This is a genomic window from Bacillus basilensis (assembly GCF_050630465.1).
In the GTDB taxonomy this organism is placed as follows: domain Bacteria; phylum Bacillota; class Bacilli; order Bacillales; family Bacillaceae_G; genus Bacillus_A; species Bacillus_A basilensis.
This window is the reverse complement of sequence record NZ_JBNTQO010000007.1, coordinates 169493-195663: the sequence shown is the minus strand read 5'-3', so window position 1 is coordinate 195663 and position 26171 is coordinate 169493. Positions and strand designations below refer to the sequence as shown.

Below are 26171 nucleotides of genomic sequence, written 5' to 3'. Positions count from 1 at the left end.
TAAGTTATTTTATTAATTGCTGCACATATTTACTTTTTCTTGGTACTTTACAATACTATCTTTTATAGCCGGATTCTGTTCGGCATTTTTTAATTGTTCGAGAACATTTTTCGCGTCGTCACAACTCATTTTTTCTCGTTCTTTATCTTCAAATGATTGTGCTCTCCTTTTTGCGTACTCTAAACTTTCTTGTTCTTCACGTGCTTCTTTCTCTGTCTTTTTTTGTTTTTGCACTTGTGCTTCTTGTTGTTTATGGGATTGTTCCTGCTTTTGACGTTGTTGTTCTTCTTGCTTCGCTTTTTCTTCAGCCTGTCGTTGTGCTTCGGCCTCTTGACGTTGCTGTTCTTCTTGTTTAGCTTTCTCTTCTTCAGCCTGTCGTTGCGCCTCAGCTTCTTGACGCTGTTGTTCTTCTTGTTTAGTCTTTTCTTCAGCCTTCTGGTCCTTATCGGCTTCTTTTTGTGTTTTCTCTTCAGCTTTAGAGTCATTAACTGTACTTGCGTTTTCGTTAGATGAGCATGCTGCCAATCCTATAATTAAAACGCAGCTTGTTAGTGCGAGTAATAGTTTATTGTTCATAATATGTATCCCCCAGTGTCTAAAATGTAAGATTACCTGAACTATGATAACAAACTATTAATCGCTATATTGTCATATTATGTCGAAGGTGTACAAAAAAAGACACCCAAAGGTGCCTTTTCCAATAGTTTTTAGCAGAAGCAAGTGCAGCCAATAATGATTAATAGAATAAATAATACAACTAATAAAGCAAATCCTCCAGCAAAGCCGCAGCCTTCACCGCAAGTACCACCATATCCCATAACGATAGTTCCTCCTTTAGATCAGAGGGTAAAACTAGGGTTCATTCCATGTAATTTAATGGGTTCACTTCACCTTATGTTTTGAAGAATGAATTGAGCAGGTCCTTTTGAAAATAAAGAAAAGATGTCTTCAAGCGCCTTTTTACTCTGTAATAAATTTAAATACATAGTACATAAAAAATAACAAAGATAGGCTAGCTAATCTGCCAGCAATTGATTCTTTCATAAATTTCATAAGTACCACTTTGACAATTAACGCTAAGAATAATGGTATAAATATTACGATAGCAAGTTTGATTGCTAAGTCATTTATAGTTGGGTTAAATGGTTCAAAATTAATTATGATATTCACTTACCTTCCTTTTATCCTTTTATATTTATAATACAACTTATATTGTTTTGTCTAATAAGAAAAGACACCCAAAGGTGCCTTCCTCTACTTGTTCTACATAAGACTTTTCTTACAGTACAAATATATCTGGGCTCCCACCCAACTTTATTTTGCTACATCTATTTATAAAGTTTAATTAATTTACAAGTGAGACTACACCCATTTATACATTTCAAATACCAAATCGTCTAACTTACTTGTCCATCTTAATCCAGAAATTTCAGGGAGAAGAGATCTATAATTACCCCAGTTTAAGATATGAATATCCTGAAATTTTAAATCCTTTAGCGAGGATATACTTTTAGAATTATATGCAGGTTTATGAACATAAATTAACAATCTCTCAGCCAAGTCAATTTCTACTGACCATTCAGTTTCAGTTGGGTTTTTAGAACCGTAAAACCTTCCAACATATATTTTAGTATTGTTAGAATCGCTAGTGTCCGGCCAATTTTCTTGGGAAATTCTTTGCCCTATAGTCTGAAAATCTGCTTTTCCAATATACAACAGAACGTCATTACCATACACAGGGTGATTCCCATAAATCTGATAAATTCCATAATCGATTTCTTCATTTTTTAGTTTTACTAGGTCTGCAATATTGTATGGTCCATCCCAAAGGATTTGAATTAAACTCGTTTTTGTAGTTTCCATAATAAAAACATCCTTAATTTTTTATATAAATTTTACCATAAAAATAATCGTGTTTTTTTTCGAAATGCTGGCGGTACCCCATTTAAAAATGCTCTTTTGGCACGTGAACCACGTCGATTAAAAAATTAGACAAAGGAAAGCGGTGGCGTGCTTGGAAAACGACAGTTGGCGAGACAAAGAAGTTAACTAGCGTTGGAATAGCAAGGAGGAATAATACATTTACACCTTCAGCAACAACCGCTTGTGACATTTGCAGAAGCTTGTATGCAATCCAACGAATCGCTAAAGGTGAGTGAAGTTGCTAAGTTAGCAACCAAACACAATGTCAAAATTGGGCAACGTCAGTTGTTCGCAAAACTTAGAGAGTGGAACTTAATCTTCAAACGATCTACTGAACCAACTCAGGCATCAGTTGAAAAGGGATACTTCGAAATCGCACAAGGTGTTAAACAGAAGCCTTGTGGAGAGCCATTCACATGGACAACAACATACGTAACGCCAAAAGGACAAGCATACATCATAGACCGACTGAAGAAAAAACAAGAACAGGAGGCGGTTTAGATGCCAGAAGAAAGTATGTTTTCTTTATGTATGGTTGCTGTATTTTTCGCAGCGTTAGGCGGATTCGCTTATGTGATGGAACGTATAGATAAAAGGTTTATGAAGGATGAAAAGTGATGGATAAACAGCAGCGAGATGAATACGAACAAAAGAAACTCTTGTGGATCATAAAAGATTTAAGAGTTAGAGGGATACATAACAGCGTAGATAAGGTTGAGGAAATGCATAAGGAGTTTATACTCTAGCTAAATGATAAAAGCCCTGCAAGGGGATGCAGGGCAAGACTAAGGGTATTGAAGAATTGTCGATTCTAAAAGTAAAGGACTTCTTGGAATGTTATAAGTTTAACACATAATTCATTTAAACATTATATATAAATGTTACATAAATGTGAATGTGAAAAACTATGATGAAAATTATGAAAAAAGTTGATAATCCAAAGAATCCATAAGGGCTTATGTTTGTAATAGCGTCTTTATAGAGTTAATAGGACAAGCTCTTGCTTGTCGTAATATTCAGGAATCTAATGGTATCCCCCACCTAGTAAATGGGTTCCTAGATATTCCGATGTGTGAAAGCATCAGAAAGGGTGAGAACAATGCATCTGCTAGTTTAAAACTGGCATTAAAAATACCTGTACGGGGAGGCACAGGTATCCAAGAAGGGTGTTTCAACAGGTTGATTCTATTTTATCAATAACTCAATGAAAATGACAGGTTAAAGATTGAAAATTCAGTCTATTTTGTTGAGAAATAAAAAACCGCCCCCACCAATAGGACGATTTTAGAGAAACAAATAAATATCCGTACCTACATTATAACATATTTTGTTTCTCTTATTAAATAAGGAGGAATATGGAAATGGTTGAAAATCCAATTACTTATGGAAATCATCACGATTCATCAGCTAGAGATTTCATGGATTACTGTCAAGGATGTGGCGGAGAAATCTTCTACGGAGAAGGATACCTTGATTTTAGTGGGGATCCAATCCATAACGAATCCGAATGCATCAAACAATACGTTGAAGAACATTCGATGAAGAAAGTAGCAGGTGAATAAGATGAGTCTACAAAACAAAATTGAAGCTGAAATTCAAATTATGAAGAGTTTAGTTGAACGATACAAACAAAGTAACGAACCAAATGCTGCATTGATGGTTGTGGCTTACGAATACGGATTACAGTCACTTATGGAAGTGTATGAAGCTAGTAAACAAACGGAATTAGCACCATTTTAAAAGAGAGGGAGATTCGTATGACAACTGAAAATTACTTTTCTAAATTAGCTCAAATAGATTGCACGGAACATGTTGAAAAGAAAGGGCGCTTTAATTACTTATCATGGGCATGGGCGGTTAAAAAGCTTCGTGAAGTAGATCCAACAGCGACATGGGAGGTAAAACGATTCAATGGAGTACCTTACCTTAAAACAGATTGCGGTTACTTTGTAGAAGTTGAAGTAACTGTACAAGGAAATACCACTAAGTCAGGTTCACCCAATACTTAACAATCAAAATAAGCCCATTGCAGAGCCTAACAGCTTCGATATTAACACTAGTATTCAACGTTGCTTAGTTAAGGCAATAGCGCTTCACGGATTGGGATTATACATCTATGCGGGTGAAGACCTACCAGAAGTACAAGAAGAAATGATTAATGCTCAACAAGTTGGAGCAATCAAATTAAACATTAAAAAGTTGGCTACTCTTCGGAAAGTGGATGAAGACACGATTAAAGGATACTTAAGCATTAAAGAAGTTGGTGAATTGACATTAAAACAAGCCGAGGAAGTACTTAAGAAATCAACAAAGTGGGTTAAACAGGCTGAAAAAGAAACTTCTGAAATTGAAGAACAAGACAGGTTGAAAAAATAGAACAAACAAACTAAGGAGATGCTAAGCCTGTTAGACAAAAATAAATCTAAAGTCGTCCTTCTAGCGTGGGTGTGGAGGGGCGCACGGAATAAAGAGGAAGCAAGGGAAAAGGCGATAGAGTACATTACTCCCGATCGCTATCCAGGATACAAAGTGATTAAGGTTCAAGGCGCCATAGCGGTATGCGAAAGGGAGAATGCATGATGTTTAAGATACCTGTCAGACGTGGATCGATGAGAGAAATGCTAATAGCAGTGCGTGATTTAGAAAAACGAGGTTATGACTATGTAACGCCAATTAAGCGGGTATATAGAGCAGAAAGAACTTTTCATCACGAGGGTAAATTCAAGGGGAGAGACAAAGTTCGGTTTACTGGCATGGAAGACTCAGTAAGTTATGAATGTTGGATGAAGAAGGTGAACTAAGTGAGTAACTACAACACGATACGTACAATCATTTCTCAAATAAGTGGACAAGAAAACATAGTTGTTGTACCAAAATTGTTTGTTAAGTTAACAGGCGATCTCACAACAGCGATACTTCTTAATCAAATCGTATTTTATAGTGATAAATCGAAGAGAACAGATGGATTCTTTTATAAAACATACAAAGAATGGGAAGAGGAAATTTGCTTAACAGAATGACAAGTTAGGTATTCAACAAAAAAATTAGTTAATGATGGCTTAGTAGAGACAGCCTTAAAAAAAGCGAATGGAGCTCCTACGGTCCACTACAAATTGGATTATAACAAATTGGTAGAATCCATTCTTACACTTTGTCAGAATCAAACCTTACAAGGTGTCGGAATCCATTCTGACAAAACGTCGCAATCTTTAACAGAGAATACAACAAAGAACACAACAGAGATTACTACATTAAAAGATAATATGCCTTCTGACCAAAAAGAACGGTCAAAAGACTGTATCCCTTATGAAGATATCGTTTCTTATCTTAATGAACAAGCGGGTAAATCTTTTAAACATAAAACAGCGAAAACTAGATCGTTAATCAAAGCTAGATTTAAAGACGGTTTTATTATAGATGTTTTTAAACGAGTTATTGATATCAAAACAGCACAATGGTTAAAAGACTTCCATATGAACCCGTATTTACGACCAGAAACGTTATTCGGGACTAAATTTGAAGGTTACTTAAATGAAAAAATAAAAGGAGTGGATTCTAATGCAAGCAGCGGCAGTGTCAATGGCAAAGATAATAGCTTCATCAACAAATATGACTTTACCAAAGGTCGCAAATGAAAGATGTGATTTATGTGGACGTAAAAAGTTCCTTGATGAAAATAACAAAGCCTACTGCTGGCATTGTAAAGAGATTGCACCTCAGGACGTTCAGTTAGCCCAGGAAACGCTTGTAATACAAAAGAGGAACCAAGTTATTAGTTTATACGATTCGTTTGCAGACAACAGTCTAATTAACGACAAATTAAAGAAGGCTAATTTTGATAATTATGTACCTCCTACAAAGGATTTATCAGATGCAAAAGAGACAATCATGAACTTTGTTTCTACATACAGCAAAGAAGATCCAACAAGCATGATTATTACAGGCGATTACGGAGTTGGTAAAAGTCATTTGTGTGTAGCAGCTACTAAAGAACTAATGAAATGTGGATACAGCGCGATGTTCATTCAAATGAACAAGTTGTTCACAAAAATAAAGTCTACGTGGAATAAAAATAGCGAATTAACAGAGGACAAGCTTATGTCACTTCTTGCTAAAGTGGATGTTCTTATTATTGATGACTTTGGAGCAGAATTCACGGAAAAAAATAAAGAAGGCGTTACTTGGAAGCAAACGAAGACAAATGAAATTGTAGATAGTCGAATTGGGAAGAGCACTTTATTTACAACGAATTTTAGTGTTGATCAGTTAGCGGAAATGTACGGAGAACGTGATTTTAGCAGAATGATGGAAAACGCAAAAATGCTAGAAATGTTTGGTGATAATTATAGATTACGAAATTTCAAGAAGGGGGAATAAACAATGTGTGCATGTAACGGAACGGGAGTAATTCAGAACGACATTGGAACGGGTATGTATCAGTTTGGGCCATGTGTTTGCGAAGCGGCAAATCAAACACCTGAGGAAGTGGATAGAAAGCGTCATGCTGTTATGGCGGAGCTAAGAGAAATTCATAAATTACAACTGGAGGGGAAATGGGATGCCAAGACTTGGAACGGATTTGGAAAAGGAAAATTACACAATGGCGTTGCAGCAGGGAAGGTACATGAAGAAATCGCGTCGTAATTTATATATCGCTTTAGAAGAGTTGGACTTAGTGTTTGATGAAAGCGAAGTAATTCGATTACGAAAAATGTGGAACGAAGACAAAAATATTATTGAAATTGCTACAGAATTGGAGAGGCATCAACTAGAAATTGCCGCATTAATCATGGATCAGGCAGATAAGAACAAAATTAAATCTCGTCCAATGGGGTTAGGGGCATGAAACAACTAACACTGGAGGATGTAGTCGAAAGTTTTGATTATACCGCAACAAGTACAGCGGACAAATTTTTGAAGCGTAATAGCGTTATGACGTATTCAGTAGAATTTTACGACAAAGACGAAAAGTGGAAGCTTCGTTGGTTTGAGGCGAAGTCTGAGGGTGCAGCTATAGAAATGGCTAAAAAGAAATACGGAAAAATACAAATCATTACCACTTATATTTCGGATAGAACCTTAGAGGAGATCATGAATTTGGATTAGGAGGCATAGCGTTATGACGATAAATAGATGGCTAGAAAAGGAAGATTATAAAGCAGCCGAGAAGAACGGAATTGGCTATTACATGTTATATCGTAGGGTGTATCAAATGGGGTGGGATATTGATAAGGCAATTAATACACCACCTCGGAAATATCAATTTAGGGAACAAAAGTGGTTGAGACTAGCTTTAGAAAATGGAATTAAAAAAAAGACATTTTTAACTCGTGTTTATAAAGGGATGCCACCAGAGGAAGCGGCGAAAAGGCCCGTAAAGAAATTGAGAGTAACAATGGAAGATATGGTCAATTTGGCTGAAGAGAATGGTATTTCATATGGCACATTTAGTACAAGGGTAATAAAAGGAGGATGGAGTCCACAAAGGGCAGCGACCACACCTATAAGGAGAGCTAAGAAGAAAAGAAGCTAGGAGGCAACATGGACAGGAAACAAATTTACATCGATGTTTTACTACAAAAAGGAATTTATAAAGAGGAAAAGACAGGGCGACAACTTTATGAGATGACTGAACAAGAGTTGTGGAATCTAATAAAAGGAGTGTATCAGGAATGAAGTTAAGAGTGAAAATTAAGCGAGTGAAAGATGTAGAAATGCCGAAATATGCGAATCCGGGTGATAGTGGCTTTGATCTTGTAGCAGCGGAGGACACGATTGTTTGGCCTGGAGAAACAAAGGTTGTACCAACGGGATTGGCTTTCGAAATTCCATCAGGATACGAAGTGCAGGTGCGCCCGCGTAGCGGTATGACGCGTGATACAAAGCTACGCGTAGTTCTTGGAACTGTGGATAGTGGTTTTAGGGGAGAAGTTGGTGTGCTAGTTGATAATATTGAAGCCCCTAAAGAGGCAAGTATGCAAGCTCATGTAATTGAAAGAGGGACTCGTATTGCTCAAGGTGTCATAGCGCCAGTAGAAACGGCTCATTTTGTAGAAGTTAACAAACTATCGGATTCTGAAAGAGGAAGCCGTGGGATTAGATGAAAAATCGAAAGAATGTTGTATCTGTGGGTCGATATTTGAAATAGATCAAAGTATTTGGGATAGAAGGAAAACTTGTAGTAAGAAATGTGATAATGAACGAAGAAAAGCGATGTATTCGAAGGACTATACAGGTAAGAGATATGGAAAATTATCTGTAGTCAGCAGAGAAGTGAAAAACAATAGAAGCTATTATAAGTGTCTGTGCGATTGTGGAGAATATGTAATCACTAGAAGTGATTCGTTAACTAGTGGGAAAACAAAGAGTTGTGGATGTCTTTCCGTAGAAACAAATAGAAAGGTTCACTCTAAACATAAGGATTCTAATACAAGGTTGTATAGAATTTATCAAAAAATGCGAAATAGATGCAACGATCCAAAAAACTATAGATTCACTAGATATGGTGGGAGAGGTATTACGGTTTGTGATGAATGGAAAAATGACTATGAGTCTTTTAAAAAATGGGCATTAGAACATGGATATAACGATAAATTGACAATTGATCGAATTAATAATGATGGGAATTACGAACCAAATAATTGCAGATGGACAGATGTTAAAACACAATCTAATAACACTTCTAGAAATAAATATATCGAATATAAAGGTGAAACGAAAACACTTGTGCAATGGTGCGAAGAATTGAATTATTCATATAGCAGCACGAGAAATATGATTGCAAAAGGAGACAAGACAATAGAGGAGATATTTACAAGAAAACATATTGGTAAAGGCTTTACTGGTTGTAAATAATCGTGGATTCGGATCTACAGGTACTAAATAAAAAAAGGCTAGGATTTCACCTAGCACTCAAGCATAAGTCATATGGAAAGTAAGTATTTTGCAAACTGGATATTTGCAAATTCATTATATAACGTTTATTGGTTATGTAGGTTGAATCAAAGTAATCTTTGCGCAGGTTTTACATGATATTGAAGTTTTTGATAAAGACCAAATTTGAATTTTGTTAAGAAAAATGAGGAAGCGTAGTGAAGATGGTACGTAGACGTGCGGTTATTCGTTTAGAAAAGCAACGGAAAAGCGAAGATAGATTCAGTGTGATTAGATGGGGAATACACATAAATTTAGGTAAACGTAACTATAAGACTAAAGATATATTAGGTGCGTATCAAGATATGCAAGCCACCATGAACAAAGTGGAAAGCATAATGATGGATTAGTTTTATAACAAAAGCGTTATTTAATAGAATTTTGATAAAAAGCGATGATCATTAAATCGCTCTATGATTTATGACCATCGCTTATGTATTGAAAAGTTATTCAGTTATTTGAAATATAGTTTCATCAGGTCTGGAGAATCCATACAATTTCCTTGCGAACTTTAAAATACCTTCTTCACTCTCTGTTAAAGTTTTAATATCGTTTTCAAAATAACGTCCTATAAGTTCTACTTCAGATAATCTTTTCTTTTCTTTATTAAGTGTAATTTGTTTTTCTTGAATCATTTGTTCTTGCTTATAAATGCAAATTTGAATGGAAATAACCATAGGTAGCATAAAAGCAAGCGCTAATAAAAGACGACGTCTTAGCTTTTTATTCGTTTGTTGATTCTTATTAGGATTAATTTGTTTTTTTGAGATTGATTGTTGAGGTGGTAAATTTGGGACACTCCCCATTTTAATGCCTCCATTACTTATGTATAGAATTTAAATTGCTAAAAGTATTATATATGTAAAATAGATAATTTTGAACCTATTTAGGCAAAGAGAGGTTTTATGAAACTTAACAAAATAGTTATTTAAAAAAAGACCTCTTACGGAAAGATAAGAGGCCATCAAAAAATGTTGTATTTGAAACACGTGATGTTTCATAACGACATTATAACATAAATTTATATATTACGTATAATAAATATAATGGTTTTTGAAAAGAATAAAAGTGTATAAAATCCGTATTTAAATGAAGAATCCCTAAACTTAGGGGGTTAGGGATTCTCGGTTTGGTATACTTCACACGGTATTATAAAAAGAATAGAACGTACTGAAGATAACATATGAATGTTTCATAAATGTATCAAAAAAGTGAACAAAAAGTAATTTTGTAAATCAAGGTAGTCAGCACAGTTAACTAACGGCTTGTTGAAAAAAAGAAGTCCCGCAGAAAATGTTACAGGGCTTCCTAAGATTGAGTTATGTCGTACTCACAAGAGATTTTAACATGGATTTAATGGTGAATAAATCGGTAAATGTGTCCAATTGATCTAGAGCTATTATCTTATACAAAAACGCTATTTTAGTTGTAGTTTAACAAAAAGGACCCGCTATAAATAGCAGGCCCTTTCCTAAAATGGCAAAGAGTAACTCTTATCTTACTCTTCTACTATAGAATACACCACATTTGACTATTTGCGTAGAAAAATGTCGAAATATGTAATATTTCATGTCGATTATAAGAACACGAAGAAGTGATACCGATAATTGAATTAAAACGCTATTTGGGAAGGAAGTGATCAGGGTGGAAGTTCAATATGGTGCGCAGGGCAGAATGAAGTACCATCCGAATCATAAGAAGCCGTATACAACGAGGGAATTAGCCTACATATGTAAGTATTATGGATTCGGAAAGGTAAAGGCAATCGCTTTAGCGTTAGGAAGAACGGAAAGTACGATTAGGCAATTAGTGAATACTCTCCAGAAGAATGGGGTGTTTGAAAAATATAAAGACATGGAGGTATGAATAATGGCTGTAGAAGCAAAAGTGAAATTTGAATTAAATGAAGAACAAAAATTACAGTTTCAAAATGTAAGAGAAAACGAAGGAGAACAAGAAGCGTTTTATTTTCTAGAGGAAATGATAATGAAAGAAATTGATTTAGCTGAATTTGTGGAGATGGAGTACAAGGATGAAAAATAAAATGTTATTTAATACGTAAGGAGTTGTTAAGGAGATGGGACATTTATCTATGTTTGATATGGATGAAACGAAAATTAAGCTGTATGAAGTATTGGAAGCTAATAACTACCATCACGAGATTAAGAGTTATTATCTACACAACGATTACATGGGTGAAGTTAAGTATTTTTACATTAGAATGACAGACGACACGATTATTGATATGTGTTTAAGTCAGTTCTCTGAAGTATTTGCGGTGTACGAGGGATTCACTGAAGTGCAGATCAAGAAGATATATAAAGGGAGATTGCAGTAACAATGCTATTTTATAAAAAAGAGAAGCCCTTAATTAGGTCGCTCCTCTTAATGCCAATATACAATAACTCTTCCATTATAATGTATAAGCGAAAAATATTTAATAATTATCTTCATGGTAAAAATTTCATTTTGTTTTAGTTTAAAATCAAAAAAGAGCACTTTATTAAGTGCTCTTGTGACGAGATCCATTTTGTAACGACTATTTTACAAAGAAAGGAACGCAGAATATTATATGCGCGTTCAGTTAATTGAGTGCTTTTTACAAACAAAGAGCAGCTAGCAAAAGCTAACTGCTCAATACAAGGAGATACAGAGAAAACTAAATGAATTTTGGCATACAGCCTATCAACATTATGGACATAATATTGGGTTTTATTCGAAGGAATTCATTTTTTATAAATTAGATTATGATAGTCGATATTCTCCATATTGACCAGAAAAGAACCAAGAATTCTAGTGAAATTCCAAGTGTCCTTTTCCTAGTTTTTTGAAATTCTTTTACTAAATAGCCGACAGCACTAATTGCTATAAGAATGAAAAGAATAAGTTCAAGTGTAACTGGCATTTAATCTACTCCTAATTCTTTATTTTAAGTTAGTATATAACGATTATAAAATATTTTTGTGGCTAATGGTGAAAAATTAAACAAAACAATCTCTATATGAAAAAAGGTCCTGTTGTCTCCAACAGAACCCCTTCTAAAATGGCAAAGAGTAACTCTTACCTTACTCTTTGTCTATATACTACAGGAGTGTTAATAAAAATCCAAGGCTCCTCATATTGAGAAATAAAGAAGAATCATTTTAAATAATTTTATCATTGTTATAAATAAAGGAGCAGTTAGCTAAAACTAACTGCTCATCTCCAAGGGGGAACAAGGAGAAAATCTGATGTCATATACATTATTGACGGAATATTGAGTTTTATTCAGGGGTACCTAAAGGTTTTCTTTTTAACTTAATCCATATCCCACAAACAAAATAATGGCTAAAAACACGGATAATGAAAATGTCAGAAAGACTGTTATTATGCTCCTAAGCATCGCTTTCCAGTTGTTTATTTTAGAGAACCCTATCATACCAACAAAAAAAGTTCCTAGTGTTAAAACTAGCAAAACGAATAAAGGATGAAAATATATTGTATTCATAATAGATCCATTCATTTTAGGTGACCATACTTCAAGATATAAAAAGAATAAAGCGACACAAACAAATGAAAAAATAAAAGACCAGAAGTTTATACTATGTTTCATGATTGCCCCTTTATTAATATGATATTTTTTACTGAATTTTAGCAAATTCTAAATAGAATTAAAACAAAATAATTCTTTTACGAAAAAAGGCCCCGTTGTTTCCAACAGGACCTTTCCTAAAATGGCAAAGAGTAACTCTTACCTTACTCTTCCGCTATATAATACACAAAATACGTAAAGATTTGTAGAACAAGAAATTCCAATTTAATTATTTTAATATATAAAATTAATGTATTTTAGCGGAATTGAACATCAAGAATTAAATTACAAATGTTGATTTATCAATGAATATCAATGGTGAGATAGAAAGTGATGATTAATAAAGAAATATTATAATAATAAAATATGAAATATTGCATATTCAATTGAAGTAGAAATTTACAAGTAGGAAGCGAGGAATAACAATGGGAATAGGAAATCGTGGAATGGCTTTTGAGAAGCTTATCAATTTATCGAATGAAATGTATCAAAGAGGGAGAGTGGCGCTAATAAACAAGCGTCCGACTCCTGTAAAGGTGCTAAAAAGTAAAGGTGGTCGTGTACTAAATGGATTCTATGAAGCTAAAAGTACAGTAGACTATGACGGCGTATATAAAGGACGAGCTATAGTATTTGAAGCAAAGTCTACAGAGAATGCTACACGATTTGATTTAAAGAACATTGCGGAGCACCAGTTAGATTACCTGGAGAAGGCCGAGAAGGTGGGAGCAATTTGTTTCTTCCTTATTGAGTTCAGTAAGGATAAGTCAATATTTGTAGTACCACTATCAGTCATTCAATCTTACGTAAGGATGTCTCATCAACCGAAGAGAAAGAAGTCTATACCAAGAGCAGACTTTGATATTTATGGATACTTAGTAGAACAGACAGAACGAGCACCGATTGATTACTTACAGTACGTTGATGAAGCAGTAGCGCCAGTTATGTTTGATGGCATGATTCAATTTGATCAGGACCCTAAGAAAGTAGCAAATAACATTGAAGCAGCAAAAGAGAAGATGGCCAACAAGAAACACAAGTTATTAAAAGCTTAATGGATAACGGAGCCATGCAGAGTGGATGGTGGGGGCTACTCGCTATGCATGTTTCCTTTATTCAACAAAGAGATAGTAAAATTTCACGTACCTGATGTGAATATAAAAACCAAAATATGAAATAGGGGGATTCCTTCATGGAACAATTATCTTTACTACCAACAATCGATAGAGAGACAGAAAAGAAGGTTCAGAAAGAAGTAGTGAAGATTCTAAAGGAATACCGCGCCTTAAAAGCACGTTTTGAGAATGAAGTGGAGCTACAGCAAGAGGGAATCAGTCTGTTTCCAGAGATAAGGGATACAAGACATGTGAGTAATATTAAGTTTAAGCAAATTGAGAAAGCACTAAAATACGTATTGGATTATGACGAGGCTGAGATTATTAAAATGAAGTATTTGAATGGAGAGAAGTTAAAGGACAGTTTTATCTATAATGAGTTATCAATGAAGAAGGATCACTTCTATAATAGGAAGAAAAATGCAATTCGAATGATTGCTACTTCATTGGGGATGATTTGAATATAAGGGGTTTTGTTGGAATGCTTTCGTGTTAGTGTTAAAGTGTAATATATAATAAAATAGATGTACAGTGTTGATAATTTAATACTAAAAATATGGAGGATTACTAGTGAAGGCGAACTTGGAAATGGTAACAAGATACTTACAGAGTAATGAAGAAGTAATTTCTACACTTTATTGTGCGATAAATCTTGGTTATATTAGTAGATCTGGAATTTTAGCTGCTACAAATAAAAGGTTATTGTTTTGTGCTGACTATATGTTTGGAAAAGGCCTTAAATGGGAATATGCATACACTGAGGTGAATAACTTCAGTCATACAAATGATATAGTTTTAGAGATGTCTAGTATCCCTTTTATCAAAAAAATAACAATGGATTCCGGTGATGATTTTATTGTATTTGATAATTTTTCTACCCCATCAAAAGTGAATTCATTTTATGAGCTAGTTCAATCAAAGATATAATCGTTAAGGAAATGTTATCTTTTTGTTTTACTTAATAGCAAGATTCTTTATAAGAAAGATGCATCTCATGAAAATTGGGGTGCTTTTTTTATGGAATAAAAAACATCGACAAAAAACCGATAAAATAAGGGGAATTATGCAGATGAAATCGACGGTAAAGTATAGGTACAAGCCCTTTGACAACAACATATCGAAGAGGATTAGTACACCTAGTAGTGAAACGTTCTGATGGGAGAATGTCACGGTAACGTATACCGCATAGTAGGGCGGGCAAGGCGGTACGAACCCGCGTTAAGACGAAAAGACCAATGAATTACTTATAATGACATATTCCAGTGTGGCGCGGTGTGAGATAACTCGCATCCGTCATGCTGTTTCTATTGTATTTACCATTCAGCTTAGAGACTGTCCTGCTCTCTGGGTTGGTAGTGAATATAAGTCTATTATTCTGTTATACCGGTTCTTGAAAATGGAAATGGGGTGGTTGTTCTTGAGTGAATGAACATCGCGTTTCTGGTACAAGGTTGTATACGTGATCTCGTACATTAGTAATTACTCACGATTCTTATTAATGACTAAAACGGGGACAAAGAGTTCCACTCTTTGTTTGAGCCAATACAACGGAAACATTCCCCTTCCGTCCCTCTAGTGTATTGGTTCAAACAAGGCGTCGGAAGAAACACATACGTCTTGGATATAAATCCTTTATAATTCGATATTAGTCAGCAAAGGCGAAAATGACATTAAGTAGCCGAAGTATTGAGCTAGCTCTACGGAGTATAAACGAGAAGGTTGAGAGTGATCTTGACCTTGGAAGAGGAACTTCATCCTTTTGTTTTTATTTCTCTCTATTAGATTGGTTAACTAGGGGCAAATTGATAAAATATTTTTTTGTATTATTTAATAAAAGTATATATAATTATATTGATTTTTAAATATTGATTGGTTAAAAATGGGGAAAGAAAAATGAAGATTAAATTTGCTGTGGTTAAAGATGAAAATTTTGATTTTACTTTATCATTTTAGCCAAGAATACTCCTTCCTCAAGGAGCGTGAAGGGTCACAGCCCAGTGAGTAGGTGGGAGATGAATTGGCTTCGAACAAGGGATGGCAGGAAGCCATCTTAATTGTTCGACTTACAGAAAGTTTTACTCCACTACCTATCGAATGTACGTTTGGTATATAATAGTCATATCCCGAAATGGAGGTGAATCAAATGATAATTAATAAAGCCTATAAGTTTCGTATCTATCCAAATCAAGCACAAGCAATTCTAATTAACAAAACGATAGGTTGTTCTCGCTTTGTATTCAATCATTTCCTATCCCTATGGGATCACGCATACAAAGAGACTGGAAAAGGTTTAACATATGGTACATGCTCTGCCAAACTTCCTGCCATGAAGAAAGAGTTTGTTTGGCTCAAAGAAGTGGATAGTATTGCGATTCAGTCGTCTGTTCGCAACCTTGCGGATGCGTATACACGATTTTTCAAAAAACAAAATAGTGCCCCGCGTTTCAAATCCAAGAAGAATAGCGTACAATCTTATACCACAAAACAAACAAATGAAAATATTGCCGTTGTAGGGAACAAAATAAAGTTGCCGAAACTAGGTCTTGTTCGATTTGCCAAAAGTCGTGAAGTAGAGGGACGTATTGTAAATGCGACTGTTAGACGAAACCCTTCTGGTAGATATTTTGTGTCACTATTAGTTGAAACAGAAGTACAAGAACTTCCGAAAACACATTCTTACATTGGGATAGATGTAGGACTAAAAGATTTCGCCATTTTGTCAGATGGAACACCCTATGAAAATCCGAAGTTTTTCCGATCATTAGAAGATAAGTTGGCGAAAGCACAGCGTGTTCTTTCTAGAAGAATGAAAGGATCTTCTCGCTGGAATAAACAACGAGTAAAAGTAGCTAGAATTCATGAATACATATCAAATGCTAGAAAAGATTACTTAGACAAAATCTCGACTGAAATCATCAAAAGCCACGATGTTATCGGTATAGAGGATTTGCAAGTATCGAATATGTTAAAGAATCATAAGTTAGCAAAAGCAATTAGTGAAGTATCTTGGTCACAGTTTCGAACCATGTTGGAATATAAAGCAAAATGGTATGGCAAACAAGTCATTGTCATATCGAAAACATTTGCTTCCAGCCAATTATGTTCTTGTTGTGGATATCAAAATAAAGACGTTAAAAATCTAAACCTACGTAAATGGGACTGTCCTTCTTGTCGTATGCACCATGATAGGGATATTAACGCAAGTATCAATATAAAGAATGAAGCAATAAGACTTCTAACCGCAAGGACTGCGGGGTTAGCCTAATCAATTAGAGTTCGATAGAACTCTTTACTTAGGAATCCCTCACTTCTAAACGAAGTGAAAGTGGGGGTAGTTCAATGTTCTAGAAAGTCTATCAATGAAGCTATTCAATATTAATATTAGTATACATTAAGCATCCATTATGGATGCTTTTTTCTTTGTTATATAAAAATTACATATTAAACATATATTTATACGTTTTGTTCCTACACATTAAGGAATAGTAATAAAAAGATGATACCGATGAAACCGTATAAAAACAAAAAGAATCCTAAGATGGGTAGTTTTTTATGAAAGCCGAGCATGATAAACCTCCTTGGGTATATAAAGGATTATAATATATCGTTGGTCTATTTAGAATAGTAACCATGAATTGGATGGAATTATGGATGATTAAACCAATAGCAATTATCGTAGGCGCTGCCGTAATCTGGTGGTGTCTTCTTCGTTGTTAAGAAAAGATAAGGGGAAAATAAAAAAGAGAGCTAATGCCCTCTTTTTTTGATGTGGTAATTAATCGCAGATTGGTATTCCAAGCACTCTTAGAGCCAATGCTACCTGAAGAGAAATCTCCAATCTAGCAATTTCAATACCAGCTACTGAGAGAACTAAAAAAGGTTGTCCATTTACAAACACAACGCAACTATCCATGGTTACGCCTCCTTTCTAGTAATCTACTATAGTATATGTATGAATCATTAATATGTAATAGTTTGATTAATGGATTTAATATAATTGATAGATTAGCCTATTTAAAAAAACAAATGAACATAACGGTTGGAAATTGAGAGATGAGATAGACCTGCAAATTGAAATATTATTAATCTAAAACACAAAACATAGACTAGTAAACAAGCTGTTTTCACCTTTTATTCATAGAATATGATGAATTCTATTTTTAGAGGAGGGAATCATATCTATGGGATGGAATAAGAATTTTGGACATTCTCGTGATTGTAATAACTTTTGGGATGATTTAGTATTTTGCGGATGCGGCCGTAGACGCAGAAGAAACGATTTTAATGACTGTCATTGTAGACGCGATTGCGATTGTGATGAGTGTCGTCGTAGACGTGATCATGACCGCGATCGTGATCATGATCATGGTGAACATCGAGATTGGTAAAATCTTTTGAAAGAGTGCATATCTTAATCGCACTCTTTTTTATTATGTTTTTATTAGTACTTATTAACTCGAAGGATACCGTTTCAATTTGATTGAACATCTAACAAAACAAACGAACACAATTAATGAAGATACAAGCTTCAATTAATTAACTAATGCTTGTACCAATTTAATAAGGACATATAGAATTTGAAGTGAAAAGTAGATGTTTTCTATTGAATTAGGATATTGTACATTTTTATTTATTGCGATTTTTAACGCGGTTCCTTTTTGAGACTTAAATTTCAATTTGAATTTCATATAGAACACTCCTTTAGATAATTTCATTATTTAATTAAAACATGTGAAAATACCTTTAAGAAAGATTTGTCCAACAACCAGACTATTGTTTATATATCATCATTATTGGATCAATGCTTTTAAGGTATGAGCAGGAAAGATATTTCTCTTTTTATATGTTCCAGATAACGCGAGATTTGAGCCAATATTTAAAAACATAATTTTTGATTAGTGTTATATGAAAGAATACCTTCTGAAATAATTTAATGTGTCTCAAAAACATTTGATTGTGAGACGTAATCATTAATAGCCAAATATCAATGATTGCAGTGTATCAAAAGTAGAGGATGATAGGGAATGATATTCGGTTATGCGAGGGTATCGACTAAAAAGCAAAGTTTGGTTATGCAATCAGATGAGTTGGAAATATATGGTTGTGAAGAAGTCATAACTGAAAAAGAAAGTGGTGCGAAGAAGGATAGGAAGGAGCTTCAAATGCTTCTTAATAAACTTCGTAAAGATGATACCTTAGTGGTTTATAAGTTAGATCGCTTAGGTAGAACTATGCACCAACTTGTTAATTTACTTCAGGAATTTAATGAAAAGGGAATTCACTTTGTTTCTATTAAAGATGACATTGATACATCTACAACAATGGGAAGGTTCTTATTCCATATATTCGGTGCAATGGCTGAGATGGAACGTGAAGTAATTAATGAACGTGTTATTAGTGGTGTAGCTGCTGCTAAAGAAAGAGGAAGAGAAGGTGGAAGGAAGAAGGCTCACACCCCACAGCAAATTCAAGGTATGATGGAGATGTTAGCTGCTGGTAAGACAAAGATGGAAGTTTGTGAGATGTTTAATGTTGCTAGAGCTACTTTGTATAGATACATACGAGAACGGGATATGTCATCAAAAAATCTAAAGGAGAATGACGTATGAGTCGGAAACGGAAAAATATAAGCGGTTATGACATTATGCGATATTGGTTAGATAAAGAAGATGACGAGGGCATTCCATATGTTGAAATTGATGGATTGCAGTGCTTTCGCTGTAGAAAAAACAGTGAAATGATTTGTAATGATATAAACAACGACGTTGAACTAAAGGGTTATTGGAATAAGAAGACCAACGGATTCGTTAAAGCACATATCATACCTAATGCAGTAGGAGGTACTTGTCATCCTAGTAATATGATATTTTTATGCGAACATTGCAACAGGGACGACTTAGATGTTAAATCAAAAAATTTATATATGAATTGGTTGAATAGAGAACGAAAGAAACATATATTTGGTACTAACATGGGGCTAATTGAAAGAATGGCACAATGCTTGATTAAATACGAGATCAATGAAAAGAAGCTATCATTTATGTTTGGTGAAGAAAATGATGAATTTAAAAATTTTGTCAGTGAAAATTGTGCTTGTAACACCTCTATTAGTAAGAAAACGTACTATGATACAGCATTGGCGCTTGTATTGATGTACAAAGATGAATTAGATATGAAAGAACAAATGATGAAAGATTATTCTTAAAGTAGCGAATCCGCTGCTTTTTTATTTTATAAAGAAGCATTTTAAACATTTCTTATAGCGTTGAATACTTATGTAAATATGGAAACAGATTTGGTTCTTGGAATGAGGGATCGATGTGGATATAACACATATTATGGCGAGGATAGTGGTTAATGGGAAAGATCTTCCGTTTACTTCAGTTAGGACAACTGCATGGATTAATGGACCTGCGAATGATTTAATCGTTACGACTAAGCAAAGGGTGGATGAGCTTTATCGGTTTATGTGGTCACGGGTGCCAATTATGCTAACAATGTATTTCCTTCAGGGGGCTGACTTGATGAGATTTGCTAGAGTTGCAGGAGTTGATGAAAGTATAACGGGAGAATATATATATCATTTTATTTGGTGATAAGACAAACCTTAAGTAGCCTAATAGCTGCTTTTTATTTTATAAAGGAAAACTCCCTACCTAGGGGCTAGATGATTTTCTTCATACCACAATGACGGCATTCTCTTAAGAAGATGAAATTTTTAATGGAACTTTTGAATGCGGAATTGCCGCAATTATCACAGCGACCGCTGATTTTATCAGGATGCTCTTTGTATGTGTATATCTTGCTAAGGTCGTACTTTTGTTCAAGTTGTTTATTTTCCATTAGTTTCACCTGTATATCAATCTAAATTAATATTTACCTATAATAACATGAAGTGTTCATATAGTGGACACCTTTTATTTTGTAAGAGAAAAAGCATTGCAACTTTTTTACAAACAGTTAATTTTTATTTTAAATCCCACAATAAGAAAAATTATCTATGATTATTAAAGTGGCCCACCTTCAAAACCGATCGGCCATCCATTGTCTTTAAATTTTACTTTATACTGAAACTCATAAGTGCCTTCATAAATAAACGCTAAACTAAAACCTGGCAATATATAATCGTCAATATTAGCCATCTTTCCAAAAGATATTGTGGATAGGTAGTAGTTCTTCAATTCTTGATTAGGGAAGAATTTCTGTAGATATTTTAATGCACAGCTTATATGGAGATAGAGTTCATCGAATATTTTTTCTGCCATATCGATAATCTCAACATTGGGATTTTCATTATTTCCTTGAATGATAACTTCTACATCTTCCCACTCTCCGATATTCATACTACAAAACCACCGTGCCTGTATGAGATACTTCTCATTTTCGCATACAGTAGGATTAACTAGGTTTAATTTTTTCACCTCATCTTTAGTTATCGGTTTATCAAGAGTGAGCTTTTTATACAGAATATCTTTGATGTTAGAGATAATATATTTAAATTTATTTATTTTTAAAGAGTCCATTTTCCACCTCATAAATTATAAAATAAAGTAAATTCCCACTTAATTATATCATCATCCTAATTGAAGATTCCGCCTCATTCCTTACTACCGATAATGAGACGTTAAGTGAACATTGCATGCATAGAATATACAACCTAAAATACAGAACATATCACTTCTCTCAAAGGGTATAATAAGGAAAAAGGGGGTTCTGAATAATGTCTTTAGGAACCACTATTTCTTACACTATTATTGCGATAATCATTGGCGCACTGTTTGGCGGGATTATACGTATAATTCGGCATACCAGCAATCGTAAAAATCAAGATCCAGTTGAGCAAAAGTTAGATAAGATTATTCAAATGTTAGAAAAACATAACAAAGATTGACCATCTCTCCTAACAGGAGGGGGGTTGCTTTAATATTAGGAGGCGAAAAAATATGATTAAACAGGCTAGTAAAAATGATCTTAATGAAATTCTAGTAAGATCAGATAATGCTTTATACGAAGGAACTGCTAAGACCTTTAAACCTACACATGAACGGGTAAAAGAAATTGTACAAACAACATTAGAGCAAGGGGCATACTACCTAGTATCCAAAGATGGTGACGACTTAAAAGGATGGATTCTAATTGGCAGTGGTAAAGATTACTTTTCACAAGAAAGTGTAGGATTCATTTACGAATTATACATTTTACCAGAGTATCGTGGCCAAAAGCTTTCAAAGAAATTGATGCAAGCAGGTATAGACGAATTGTTTTTAAAAGGATATAAAGAAATACGATTAAATGTTCATGTAAAGAACTTTGCAAGAGAATTATATAAAGAACTCGGTTTTATAGATCGACAGATTTCAATGAGTTTAACCTGCAAATAATGAACTTTCGATAACGAAAATTATATAAATAAGTAGTCTAAATAGATAGCTTATTTTATTTTTTGCTTAGCGTGGTTTTTTTCTAAACTGCTGACTGTACCTTGGCTTTTAAAAAATGACAGGAGTGAAACACATGTATTATAAAAAAGATAGAGATCTTCCACCAATGAAGTTCCAATTAGGTGAAAAAGTTTCATTTAAATTCGGAAATAAGATGCTCATTGGAACAATTGACATTAGAGATTTTGGCGGCTCGATTGAACACGACTATCATTCTTATGATATTCTTGTCAAAGAAGAAAACATGCTATACAAACACATTCCAGAGCGTGATATTTTCAAACTTAAACATTCAGAAAATTCCCACTAGGAAAATGGATACTATAGATGCAGAATACGAAATTAAAGTAATTGATGAGTTTTTAATTAAGTATAGCGGTCCCATTAAGGGGTACCAACGTCAAAACGCGGTTATTATACGCTAAGATATTTTTGGAAGTAAAAACTCTAACATAAAAAACGATTATTTACGACGCCTTCTCTTTGTTTTTTTTCGCCCATTTGTTTGACTATATTTTTTTATAGGAGTGCTTTTATTTTTCTTATAATCGGGTAACTTGAGTATAAGAACAGAAATCGCAGTAAAAATGCAAAATATAAGCATTGCAATCATCCAAAGGTTAATGTCATATTCATATAACTTACTAAAATACTTTTTGTCATGAGTAATATAGCTTACATTACTGTCAATTGCTTCAAGGGTGTAGGGAATAACCCAAAAGGAACCAATTATCATAACAAATGTTCCAAGTATGAAACTGAGTATATGTTTTATCATGTTCTGTTCTCCTTTAAGTATGTTTTCTATATACACTCATATAGTATATAGGGTTTTTCTGCAAAGATTGGCTTAATTTAAAATAATTAACATTCCTATTAAGTTGATAGTGCATATGGTGATTTCACGGAAATGAGTATGTAAATTGAATACTTTAAAAAGCGTAGAAAGATTCAATTTCTACGCTTTTTCTTCTTAATAAATATTTGTCGTTGTTCTAAATCGCTTATATAAGATTTTACAGCTTGTAATAAGAATTCTTCCTGTCCCATAATTTCAATTGTATTTTTTATAAGTGTTATTGAGAGTCTCTGAGACTAATAATATCAAGGAAAGGGATTACTTCTCAATAGGGTACACTCTATTGAGAAGGAGAATATGCAATTATATATATTTATATTCATCATTGCAATAACAATAAAATTTAATATATAATTAAAAGGTTTTTAATGAATTGATAAGGAGATGCGAGTATGAAGAAATTCATAGGACTTATAGTATCATTATTTTTATTATTTTCTACCTATGCACCAACGTTTACAGAAGCAGCCGAAGTTTTAAATAAAGTAGGCTGGGTGAAGGAAAAAGAGAATTGGTATTATTACGAAAAAGATGGCAGTAAAAGAACAGAAAAAATCACATTAGATGGCATAGAATATGATTTCTTTAAAGATGGTAGACTGTTTGAAGGCAAAAAATTAGTCGGAAATGAATGGATGCATTACAAAGAACCAGGAAAATTGCAAACAGGATGGAGTTTTTCTGGAACAGCTTGGAGTTATATACGTGATGGTAAATATGCAACGGGTGTTATTACCTATCAAGGGAAACAATTTGAAATTAATAAGTATGGAGAAATGGAAAAAGGATGGATTACATTACGTTCTAAAATTAAAAGAATGTATCCCAAACCAGAAACAAAATTTTTATTTGAGTCGAAACCAGTAAAAGACGGGGATTTACTAGAGGTTATTGGTAAACAAGGTATTTGGTATCAAGTAAAATACCAAGGGGAAATAGGGTATGTAAGAATTTTTGAATCTGTAGTCCTAGGAGAAAATTCAACACGTTCCTGGGATGTTGTTAAAGAAGGAATGAATCTTTCACTATTTATGACAACAGAATATAAAAAGGATCCCGAAAAATACTTCCCTCCTAACGTTATAAAAAATATTGATAAGCGAATAGATGAAGACATAAAAGTTTTATATGAAAATCTAGATTTTCTAGACAAAATAAAGTCGACTATCTTGTTAGATAATACGCAAGGATGGGTTCAAAAAGATAATAACAAGTGGATTTATTTTCGAAAAGATGGACAACCAGCCAAGGGATTTCAAGTTATAGATGAGAAAAAATATTATTTTGATGATAACGGAATCATGCAAACAGGTTGGATAAAATTACCTACAGGGACGTATTATTTTAGTCCATCAGGTGTGATGCAAACAGGTGCACAATCCATTGATGGAAAAATGTATTATTTCAATGAAGGTGGTTTTTTAAGTTCTGGACTTCGCTTTGTAAATGAAAAACCGTATTATTTTGATGAATCTCATGAACAGAAAAGCGGTTGGATGAAAATGGAATACGATTGGTATTTGTTACATCCGAATGGTTCCTTACAAACCGGAGATTTTACTTATAAAGATAAGGTTTTCTCTTTTAATAAAGATGGAGAAATGGTAAAAGGATGGATCACATTAGAATCCCCTGTAAAAAAAGTGTATCCAGAACCAGATTTAAAGAAAGTTTTACGAGCAAAGCGTGTAAGTACTGGTGAATTAATAGAAGTAACAGGAAAAGTTGCTTCTTGGTATGAAGTAATGTATAAAGGTGAAAAAGGATATGTACGGATTCATGATGCCATTATTTTTGACCAAGAAGCGAAAAAACCTCTAACTTTGCTAGGGGGCAAACTCAAAATTTTTGAAGGTGTTTTTGATTATATAAAAAGCGATCAAACACTTTTAAATAATACGGTAGATGTATTGCAGAAAATGGAAAATGGCATTATTGATGATGCAAATACTTATAATAATATTGCTGCAGATATTGATAATCGAATTTCTTCTTTAGAAGAGCAAAAGGCTATAGTTATTGATTTTCAAAAGAAAATGAAAGACTTACAACAAAAAGTAAAAAATGATTGGGACCGTTTAACAAAAGAAGAAATGCATCAACTCATTACTATGTTTATTGCTGACGCAGAAAGAGCTGGCATATATGGGGAAGAACGAGCAAATCATTTTTCAGAACAAATATTAAGAAAATCTCATGAAATGGTTCGATTCCAGGAAGAAGTGTTAAAATCTCTTACTCAAATGGTGGAGTTTAACAATCAAATTTATGACGTAATTAGAGAAGATATACAAAACGTAGGAAAATTTCAAGACCAATGTAATATTTATTTAAAACAAATTGCAGATTCGATTCATGAATTAGCAGAGAGTCATAAGCGTATTCAGCAAGTATTACACGATAATGGTACATTTGAGGATTTAGGAAACATTGCAACAAGTGCGATTCGATTGAAACACTCCATAGATCAGGCGAAACCTGGGATGGAGGAACTTGTACAAGTAACAAGAAAAAATGTTCCAGTCATAGCAAAAGATTTACAAGCATTTCAAGAAAGAGTACCGGGTATTTATAATGACGTAAATACTGGATTAGATTTTGGAAATGCGTTTATGGACACAGCTTCTAAAGTTGTCCGACATAAGTATAATATCCCTACTGCAGCAGTTAACATTGGAAATATTAATTTAAATAATGCATTGCGTGATTTAGGTGGAGATCCATCTCGTATTTATAATCGTGCAAATGATGGAGATTTATCGTTTATTTTAGATATTACACCAGGTATAGGAACAGGAAAAGAAATTGGTCAGCTAATCAACGGTAAAGACCTGGTAACAGATAGAAAATATGGACCAGAAGATTACGGATGGGGTACACTAGCCGTTGTATCAGGTGGTACTTCACGTGTAATTGGTAAAGTTGTAGGAAAGATTGGTGACCTTGAGAAGAAAGGAAAAGCTATTGAAAATGCAACAAAAGGAACTTCAGGTATTGGATGGAGTATGCCAAGAGGTGGAGGGGTCATCAATGGTCGTAAATATTCTGAGCATGCTTTAGAAAGAATGGCTCCCGATACAATACAAGTACGCGCTGAATTAGAGGCGCGCGCGAAAAGTAGAGGGCTTGTACCTGGTACACAGAAATTTAAAGAATTTGTGGATCCAAGAGGTATTACACCTTCTGTAGTAGAGGATATAATCAAAAATGGGACAAAAAAACCTGGAAATAAACCTGATTCATGGGAACATACTGGACGCGACGCTAGGGTCATTACTAATGGTAAAGGTGATGTAGTAACCGTTGTCCCTTATTAAGGATAAAAGGAG

Annotated in this window: 37 protein-coding genes and 3 pseudogenes; 30 read left to right on the top strand and 10 right to left on the bottom strand. The window is 34.0% G+C overall.

Going from position 1 to position 26171, the window contains the following annotated elements; translation table 11 throughout:
• Nucleotides 1-12 precede the first annotated feature (12 nt).
• The 4 genes from ACQVV1_RS16510 to ACQVV1_RS16495 form a co-directional block, all read right to left on the bottom strand.
• The gene (locus tag ACQVV1_RS16510) at nt 13-576 is read right to left on the bottom strand and encodes a hypothetical protein (RefSeq protein ID WP_431169171.1); all 564 of its coding nucleotides are present in this window, start codon (nt 574-576) and stop codon (nt 13-15) included.
• Between the two features lie 131 nt (nt 577-707).
• Nucleotides 708-818: a YjcZ family sporulation protein gene (locus tag ACQVV1_RS16505; protein ID WP_000540384.1), complete on the bottom strand. Its 111-nt coding sequence runs from the start codon at nt 816-818 to the stop codon at nt 708-710.
• 142 nt (nt 819-960) lie between these two features.
• Entirely contained in the window at nt 961-1170 is a 210-nt protein-coding gene (locus ACQVV1_RS16500; protein WP_309260344.1) for a hypothetical protein, read from the bottom strand.
• Nucleotides 1171-1362: 192 nt separating this feature from the next.
• Nucleotides 1363-1863 carry a hypothetical protein gene (locus ACQVV1_RS16495; RefSeq protein ID WP_431169170.1) on the bottom strand — a complete coding sequence of 167 codons (501 nt, stop codon included), beginning with the start codon at nt 1861-1863 and terminating at the stop codon, nt 1363-1365.
• Nucleotides 1864-2088: 225 nt separating this feature from the next.
• Between ACQVV1_RS16495 and ACQVV1_RS16490 the strand changes: the two are divergent.
• From ACQVV1_RS16490 to ACQVV1_RS16420, 15 genes and pseudogenes are all read left to right on the top strand, one after another.
• Nucleotides 2089-2424: pseudogene (locus ACQVV1_RS16490) on the top strand (phage antirepressor KilAC domain-containing protein); the annotation flags it as partial.
• A gap of 860 nt (nt 2425-3284) precedes the next feature.
• A complete protein-coding gene (locus ACQVV1_RS16485) occupies nt 3285-3485 on the top strand; it encodes a hypothetical protein (RefSeq protein WP_431169169.1) in 201 nt (66 codons plus the stop codon).
• A gap of 1 nt (nt 3486) precedes the next feature.
• Nucleotides 3487-3663: a hypothetical protein gene (locus ACQVV1_RS16480; RefSeq protein WP_242253929.1), complete on the top strand. Its 177-nt coding sequence runs from the start codon at nt 3487-3489 to the stop codon at nt 3661-3663.
• Between the two features lie 17 nt (nt 3664-3680).
• Nucleotides 3681-4313 (top strand): annotated as a pseudogene (locus ACQVV1_RS16475) (Sak single strand annealing protein).
• Nucleotides 4314-4502: 189 nt separating this feature from the next.
• Entirely contained in the window at nt 4503-4724 is a 222-nt protein-coding gene (locus ACQVV1_RS16470) for a hypothetical protein (RefSeq protein ID WP_270697878.1), read from the top strand.
• Nucleotides 4725-5558: pseudogene (locus tag ACQVV1_RS16465) on the top strand (conserved phage C-terminal domain-containing protein).
• On the top strand, nt 5482-6300 hold the full coding sequence (locus ACQVV1_RS16460; protein ID WP_431169168.1) for an ATP-binding protein: 819 nt from the start codon (nt 5482-5484) through the stop codon (nt 6298-6300). The pseudogene ACQVV1_RS16465 and the gene ACQVV1_RS16460 overlap by 77 nt, the downstream one beginning before the upstream one ends.
• Before the next feature lie 3 nt (nt 6301-6303).
• On the top strand, nt 6304-6567 hold the full coding sequence (locus tag ACQVV1_RS16455) for a hypothetical protein (protein ID WP_309260340.1): 264 nt from the start codon (nt 6304-6306) through the stop codon (nt 6565-6567).
• A complete protein-coding gene (locus tag ACQVV1_RS16450) occupies nt 6482-6769 on the top strand; it encodes a helix-turn-helix domain-containing protein (RefSeq protein WP_309260339.1) in 288 nt (95 codons plus the stop codon). Before ACQVV1_RS16455 ends, ACQVV1_RS16450 begins: the two co-directional genes overlap by 86 nt.
• Entirely contained in the window at nt 6766-7029 is a 264-nt protein-coding gene (locus ACQVV1_RS16445; RefSeq protein WP_431169167.1) for a hypothetical protein, read from the top strand. The genes ACQVV1_RS16450 and ACQVV1_RS16445 overlap by 4 nt, the downstream gene beginning before the upstream one ends.
• A gap of 13 nt (nt 7030-7042) precedes the next feature.
• Nucleotides 7043-7456, top strand: a complete 414-nt coding sequence (locus tag ACQVV1_RS16440) for a hypothetical protein (RefSeq protein ID WP_431169166.1) — start codon at nt 7043-7045, stop codon at nt 7454-7456.
• A gap of 8 nt (nt 7457-7464) precedes the next feature.
• Complete coding sequence (locus ACQVV1_RS16435) at nt 7465-7599, top strand: Fur-regulated basic protein FbpA (RefSeq protein WP_000375383.1); 135 nt, start codon at nt 7465-7467, stop codon at nt 7597-7599.
• Nucleotides 7596-8027, top strand: a complete 432-nt coding sequence (gene dut, locus ACQVV1_RS16430; RefSeq protein ID WP_431169165.1) for a dUTP diphosphatase — start codon at nt 7596-7598, stop codon at nt 8025-8027. The genes ACQVV1_RS16435 and dut overlap by 4 nt, the downstream gene beginning before the upstream one ends.
• Complete coding sequence (locus tag ACQVV1_RS16425) at nt 8014-8778, top strand: hypothetical protein (protein ID WP_431169164.1); 765 nt, start codon at nt 8014-8016, stop codon at nt 8776-8778. Before dut ends, ACQVV1_RS16425 begins: the two co-directional genes overlap by 14 nt.
• 242 nt (nt 8779-9020) lie before the next feature.
• Nucleotides 9021-9206, top strand: a complete 186-nt coding sequence (locus tag ACQVV1_RS16420) for a hypothetical protein (protein WP_309260465.1) — start codon at nt 9021-9023, stop codon at nt 9204-9206.
• Nucleotides 9207-9302: 96 nt separating this feature from the next.
• Here ACQVV1_RS16420 and ACQVV1_RS16415 read toward each other — a convergent pair whose 3' ends face one another.
• Nucleotides 9303-9662 (bottom strand): FtsB family cell division protein, encoded by a 360-nt coding sequence (locus tag ACQVV1_RS16415; RefSeq protein ID WP_255181621.1) that lies wholly within the window; start codon nt 9660-9662, stop codon nt 9303-9305.
• Between the two features lie 838 nt (nt 9663-10500).
• Between ACQVV1_RS16415 and ACQVV1_RS16410 the strand changes: the two genes are divergently transcribed.
• From ACQVV1_RS16410 to ACQVV1_RS16400, 3 genes are read left to right on the top strand one after another with little or no spacing between them, the layout of a single operon-like run.
• The gene (locus ACQVV1_RS16410; protein WP_309260333.1) at nt 10501-10722 is read left to right on the top strand and encodes a DNA-entry nuclease; all 222 of its coding nucleotides are present in this window, start codon (nt 10501-10503) and stop codon (nt 10720-10722) included.
• Nucleotides 10723-10725: 3 nt separating this feature from the next.
• The gene (locus ACQVV1_RS16405; RefSeq protein WP_309260332.1) at nt 10726-10899 is read left to right on the top strand and encodes a hypothetical protein; all 174 of its coding nucleotides are present in this window, start codon (nt 10726-10728) and stop codon (nt 10897-10899) included.
• 34 nt (nt 10900-10933) lie between these two features.
• Nucleotides 10934-11194 carry a hypothetical protein gene (locus ACQVV1_RS16400; protein ID WP_309260331.1) on the top strand — a complete coding sequence of 87 codons (261 nt, stop codon included), beginning with the start codon at nt 10934-10936 and terminating at the stop codon, nt 11192-11194.
• 954 nt (nt 11195-12148) lie between these two features.
• Here ACQVV1_RS16400 and ACQVV1_RS16395 read toward each other — a convergent pair.
• On the bottom strand, nt 12149-12448 hold the full coding sequence (locus ACQVV1_RS16395; RefSeq protein WP_431169163.1) for a hypothetical protein: 300 nt from the start codon (nt 12446-12448) through the stop codon (nt 12149-12151).
• Nucleotides 12449-12852: 404 nt separating this feature from the next.
• Here ACQVV1_RS16395 and ACQVV1_RS16390 point away from each other — a divergent pair, with 404 nt between their 5' ends.
• The 4 genes from ACQVV1_RS16390 (at nt 12853) to tnpB (ending at nt 16807) form a co-directional block, all read left to right on the top strand.
• Nucleotides 12853-13482, top strand: coding sequence for a Holliday junction resolvase RecU (locus tag ACQVV1_RS16390; protein ID WP_431169162.1), 630 nt, complete (start codon nt 12853-12855; stop codon nt 13480-13482).
• A 137-nt stretch (nt 13483-13619) separates the two neighbouring features.
• Complete coding sequence (locus tag ACQVV1_RS16385; RefSeq protein WP_431114044.1) at nt 13620-14003, top strand: ArpU family phage packaging/lysis transcriptional regulator; 384 nt, start codon at nt 13620-13622, stop codon at nt 14001-14003.
• 109 nt (nt 14004-14112) lie between these two features.
• Nucleotides 14113-14469 carry a PH domain-containing protein gene (locus ACQVV1_RS16380; protein WP_336376727.1) on the top strand — a complete coding sequence of 119 codons (357 nt, stop codon included), beginning with the start codon at nt 14113-14115 and terminating at the stop codon, nt 14467-14469.
• A gap of 1216 nt (nt 14470-15685) precedes the next feature.
• Nucleotides 15686-16807 carry an IS200/IS605 family element RNA-guided endonuclease TnpB gene (tnpB, locus tag ACQVV1_RS16375; protein ID WP_252209323.1) on the top strand — a complete coding sequence of 374 codons (1122 nt, stop codon included), beginning with the start codon at nt 15686-15688 and terminating at the stop codon, nt 16805-16807.
• Nucleotides 16808-17317: 510 nt separating this feature from the next.
• Here the strand turns inward: tnpB and ACQVV1_RS16370 are convergent.
• Complete coding sequence (locus ACQVV1_RS16370; protein ID WP_000376554.1) at nt 17318-17455, bottom strand: DUF3956 domain-containing protein; 138 nt, start codon at nt 17453-17455, stop codon at nt 17318-17320.
• A 268-nt stretch (nt 17456-17723) separates the two neighbouring features.
• On the opposite strand from ACQVV1_RS16370, the gene ACQVV1_RS16365 reads away from it, so the two are divergent.
• The 4 genes from ACQVV1_RS16365 (at nt 17724) to ACQVV1_RS16350 (ending at nt 20138) form a co-directional block, all read left to right on the top strand.
• Nucleotides 17724-17930 (top strand): hypothetical protein, encoded by a 207-nt coding sequence (locus ACQVV1_RS16365; protein WP_336376728.1) that lies wholly within the window; start codon nt 17724-17726, stop codon nt 17928-17930.
• 636 nt (nt 17931-18566) lie between these two features.
• Entirely contained in the window at nt 18567-19151 is a 585-nt protein-coding gene (locus ACQVV1_RS16360; RefSeq protein ID WP_431169161.1) for a recombinase family protein, read from the top strand.
• On the top strand, nt 19148-19747 hold the full coding sequence (locus tag ACQVV1_RS16355; RefSeq protein ID WP_431169160.1) for an HNH endonuclease signature motif containing protein: 600 nt from the start codon (nt 19148-19150) through the stop codon (nt 19745-19747). The genes ACQVV1_RS16360 and ACQVV1_RS16355 overlap by 4 nt, the downstream gene beginning before the upstream one ends.
• Nucleotides 19748-19880: 133 nt before the next feature.
• Nucleotides 19881-20138 carry a hypothetical protein gene (locus ACQVV1_RS16350; RefSeq protein ID WP_206772742.1) on the top strand — a complete coding sequence of 86 codons (258 nt, stop codon included), beginning with the start codon at nt 19881-19883 and terminating at the stop codon, nt 20136-20138.
• Nucleotides 20139-20205: 67 nt separating this feature from the next.
• Here ACQVV1_RS16350 and ACQVV1_RS16345 read toward each other — a convergent pair whose 3' ends face one another.
• On the bottom strand, nt 20206-20385 hold the full coding sequence (locus ACQVV1_RS16345; protein ID WP_431169159.1) for a DUF8096 family protein: 180 nt from the start codon (nt 20383-20385) through the stop codon (nt 20206-20208).
• 164 nt (nt 20386-20549) lie between these two features.
• Nucleotides 20550-21065 carry a hypothetical protein gene (locus ACQVV1_RS16340; protein ID WP_431169158.1) on the bottom strand — a complete coding sequence of 172 codons (516 nt, stop codon included), beginning with the start codon at nt 21063-21065 and terminating at the stop codon, nt 20550-20552.
• A gap of 197 nt (nt 21066-21262) precedes the next feature.
• On the opposite strand from ACQVV1_RS16340, the gene ACQVV1_RS16335 reads away from it, so the two are divergent.
• The 3 genes from ACQVV1_RS16335 (at nt 21263) to ACQVV1_RS16325 (ending at nt 22293) form a co-directional block, all read left to right on the top strand.
• Nucleotides 21263-21433 carry a DUF4083 family protein gene (locus tag ACQVV1_RS16335; protein WP_336376737.1) on the top strand — a complete coding sequence of 57 codons (171 nt, stop codon included), beginning with the start codon at nt 21263-21265 and terminating at the stop codon, nt 21431-21433.
• Between the two features lie 52 nt (nt 21434-21485).
• A complete protein-coding gene (locus ACQVV1_RS16330; protein ID WP_431169157.1) occupies nt 21486-21923 on the top strand; it encodes a GNAT family N-acetyltransferase in 438 nt (145 codons plus the stop codon).
• Between the two features lie 133 nt (nt 21924-22056).
• A complete protein-coding gene (locus tag ACQVV1_RS16325) occupies nt 22057-22293 on the top strand; it encodes a hypothetical protein (RefSeq protein ID WP_431169156.1) in 237 nt (78 codons plus the stop codon).
• A 153-nt stretch (nt 22294-22446) separates the two neighbouring features.
• On the opposite strand, the gene ACQVV1_RS16320 is transcribed toward ACQVV1_RS16325, so the two are convergent.
• Nucleotides 22447-22761: a hypothetical protein gene (locus ACQVV1_RS16320; RefSeq protein WP_336376739.1), complete on the bottom strand. Its 315-nt coding sequence runs from the start codon at nt 22759-22761 to the stop codon at nt 22447-22449.
• A gap of 473 nt (nt 22762-23234) precedes the next feature.
• Between ACQVV1_RS16320 and ACQVV1_RS16315 the strand changes: the two genes are divergently transcribed.
• Nucleotides 23235-26159, top strand: coding sequence for a pre-toxin TG domain-containing protein (locus tag ACQVV1_RS16315; protein ID WP_431169155.1), 2925 nt, complete (start codon nt 23235-23237; stop codon nt 26157-26159).
• The last annotated feature ends 12 nt before the right edge of the window (nt 26160-26171 follow it).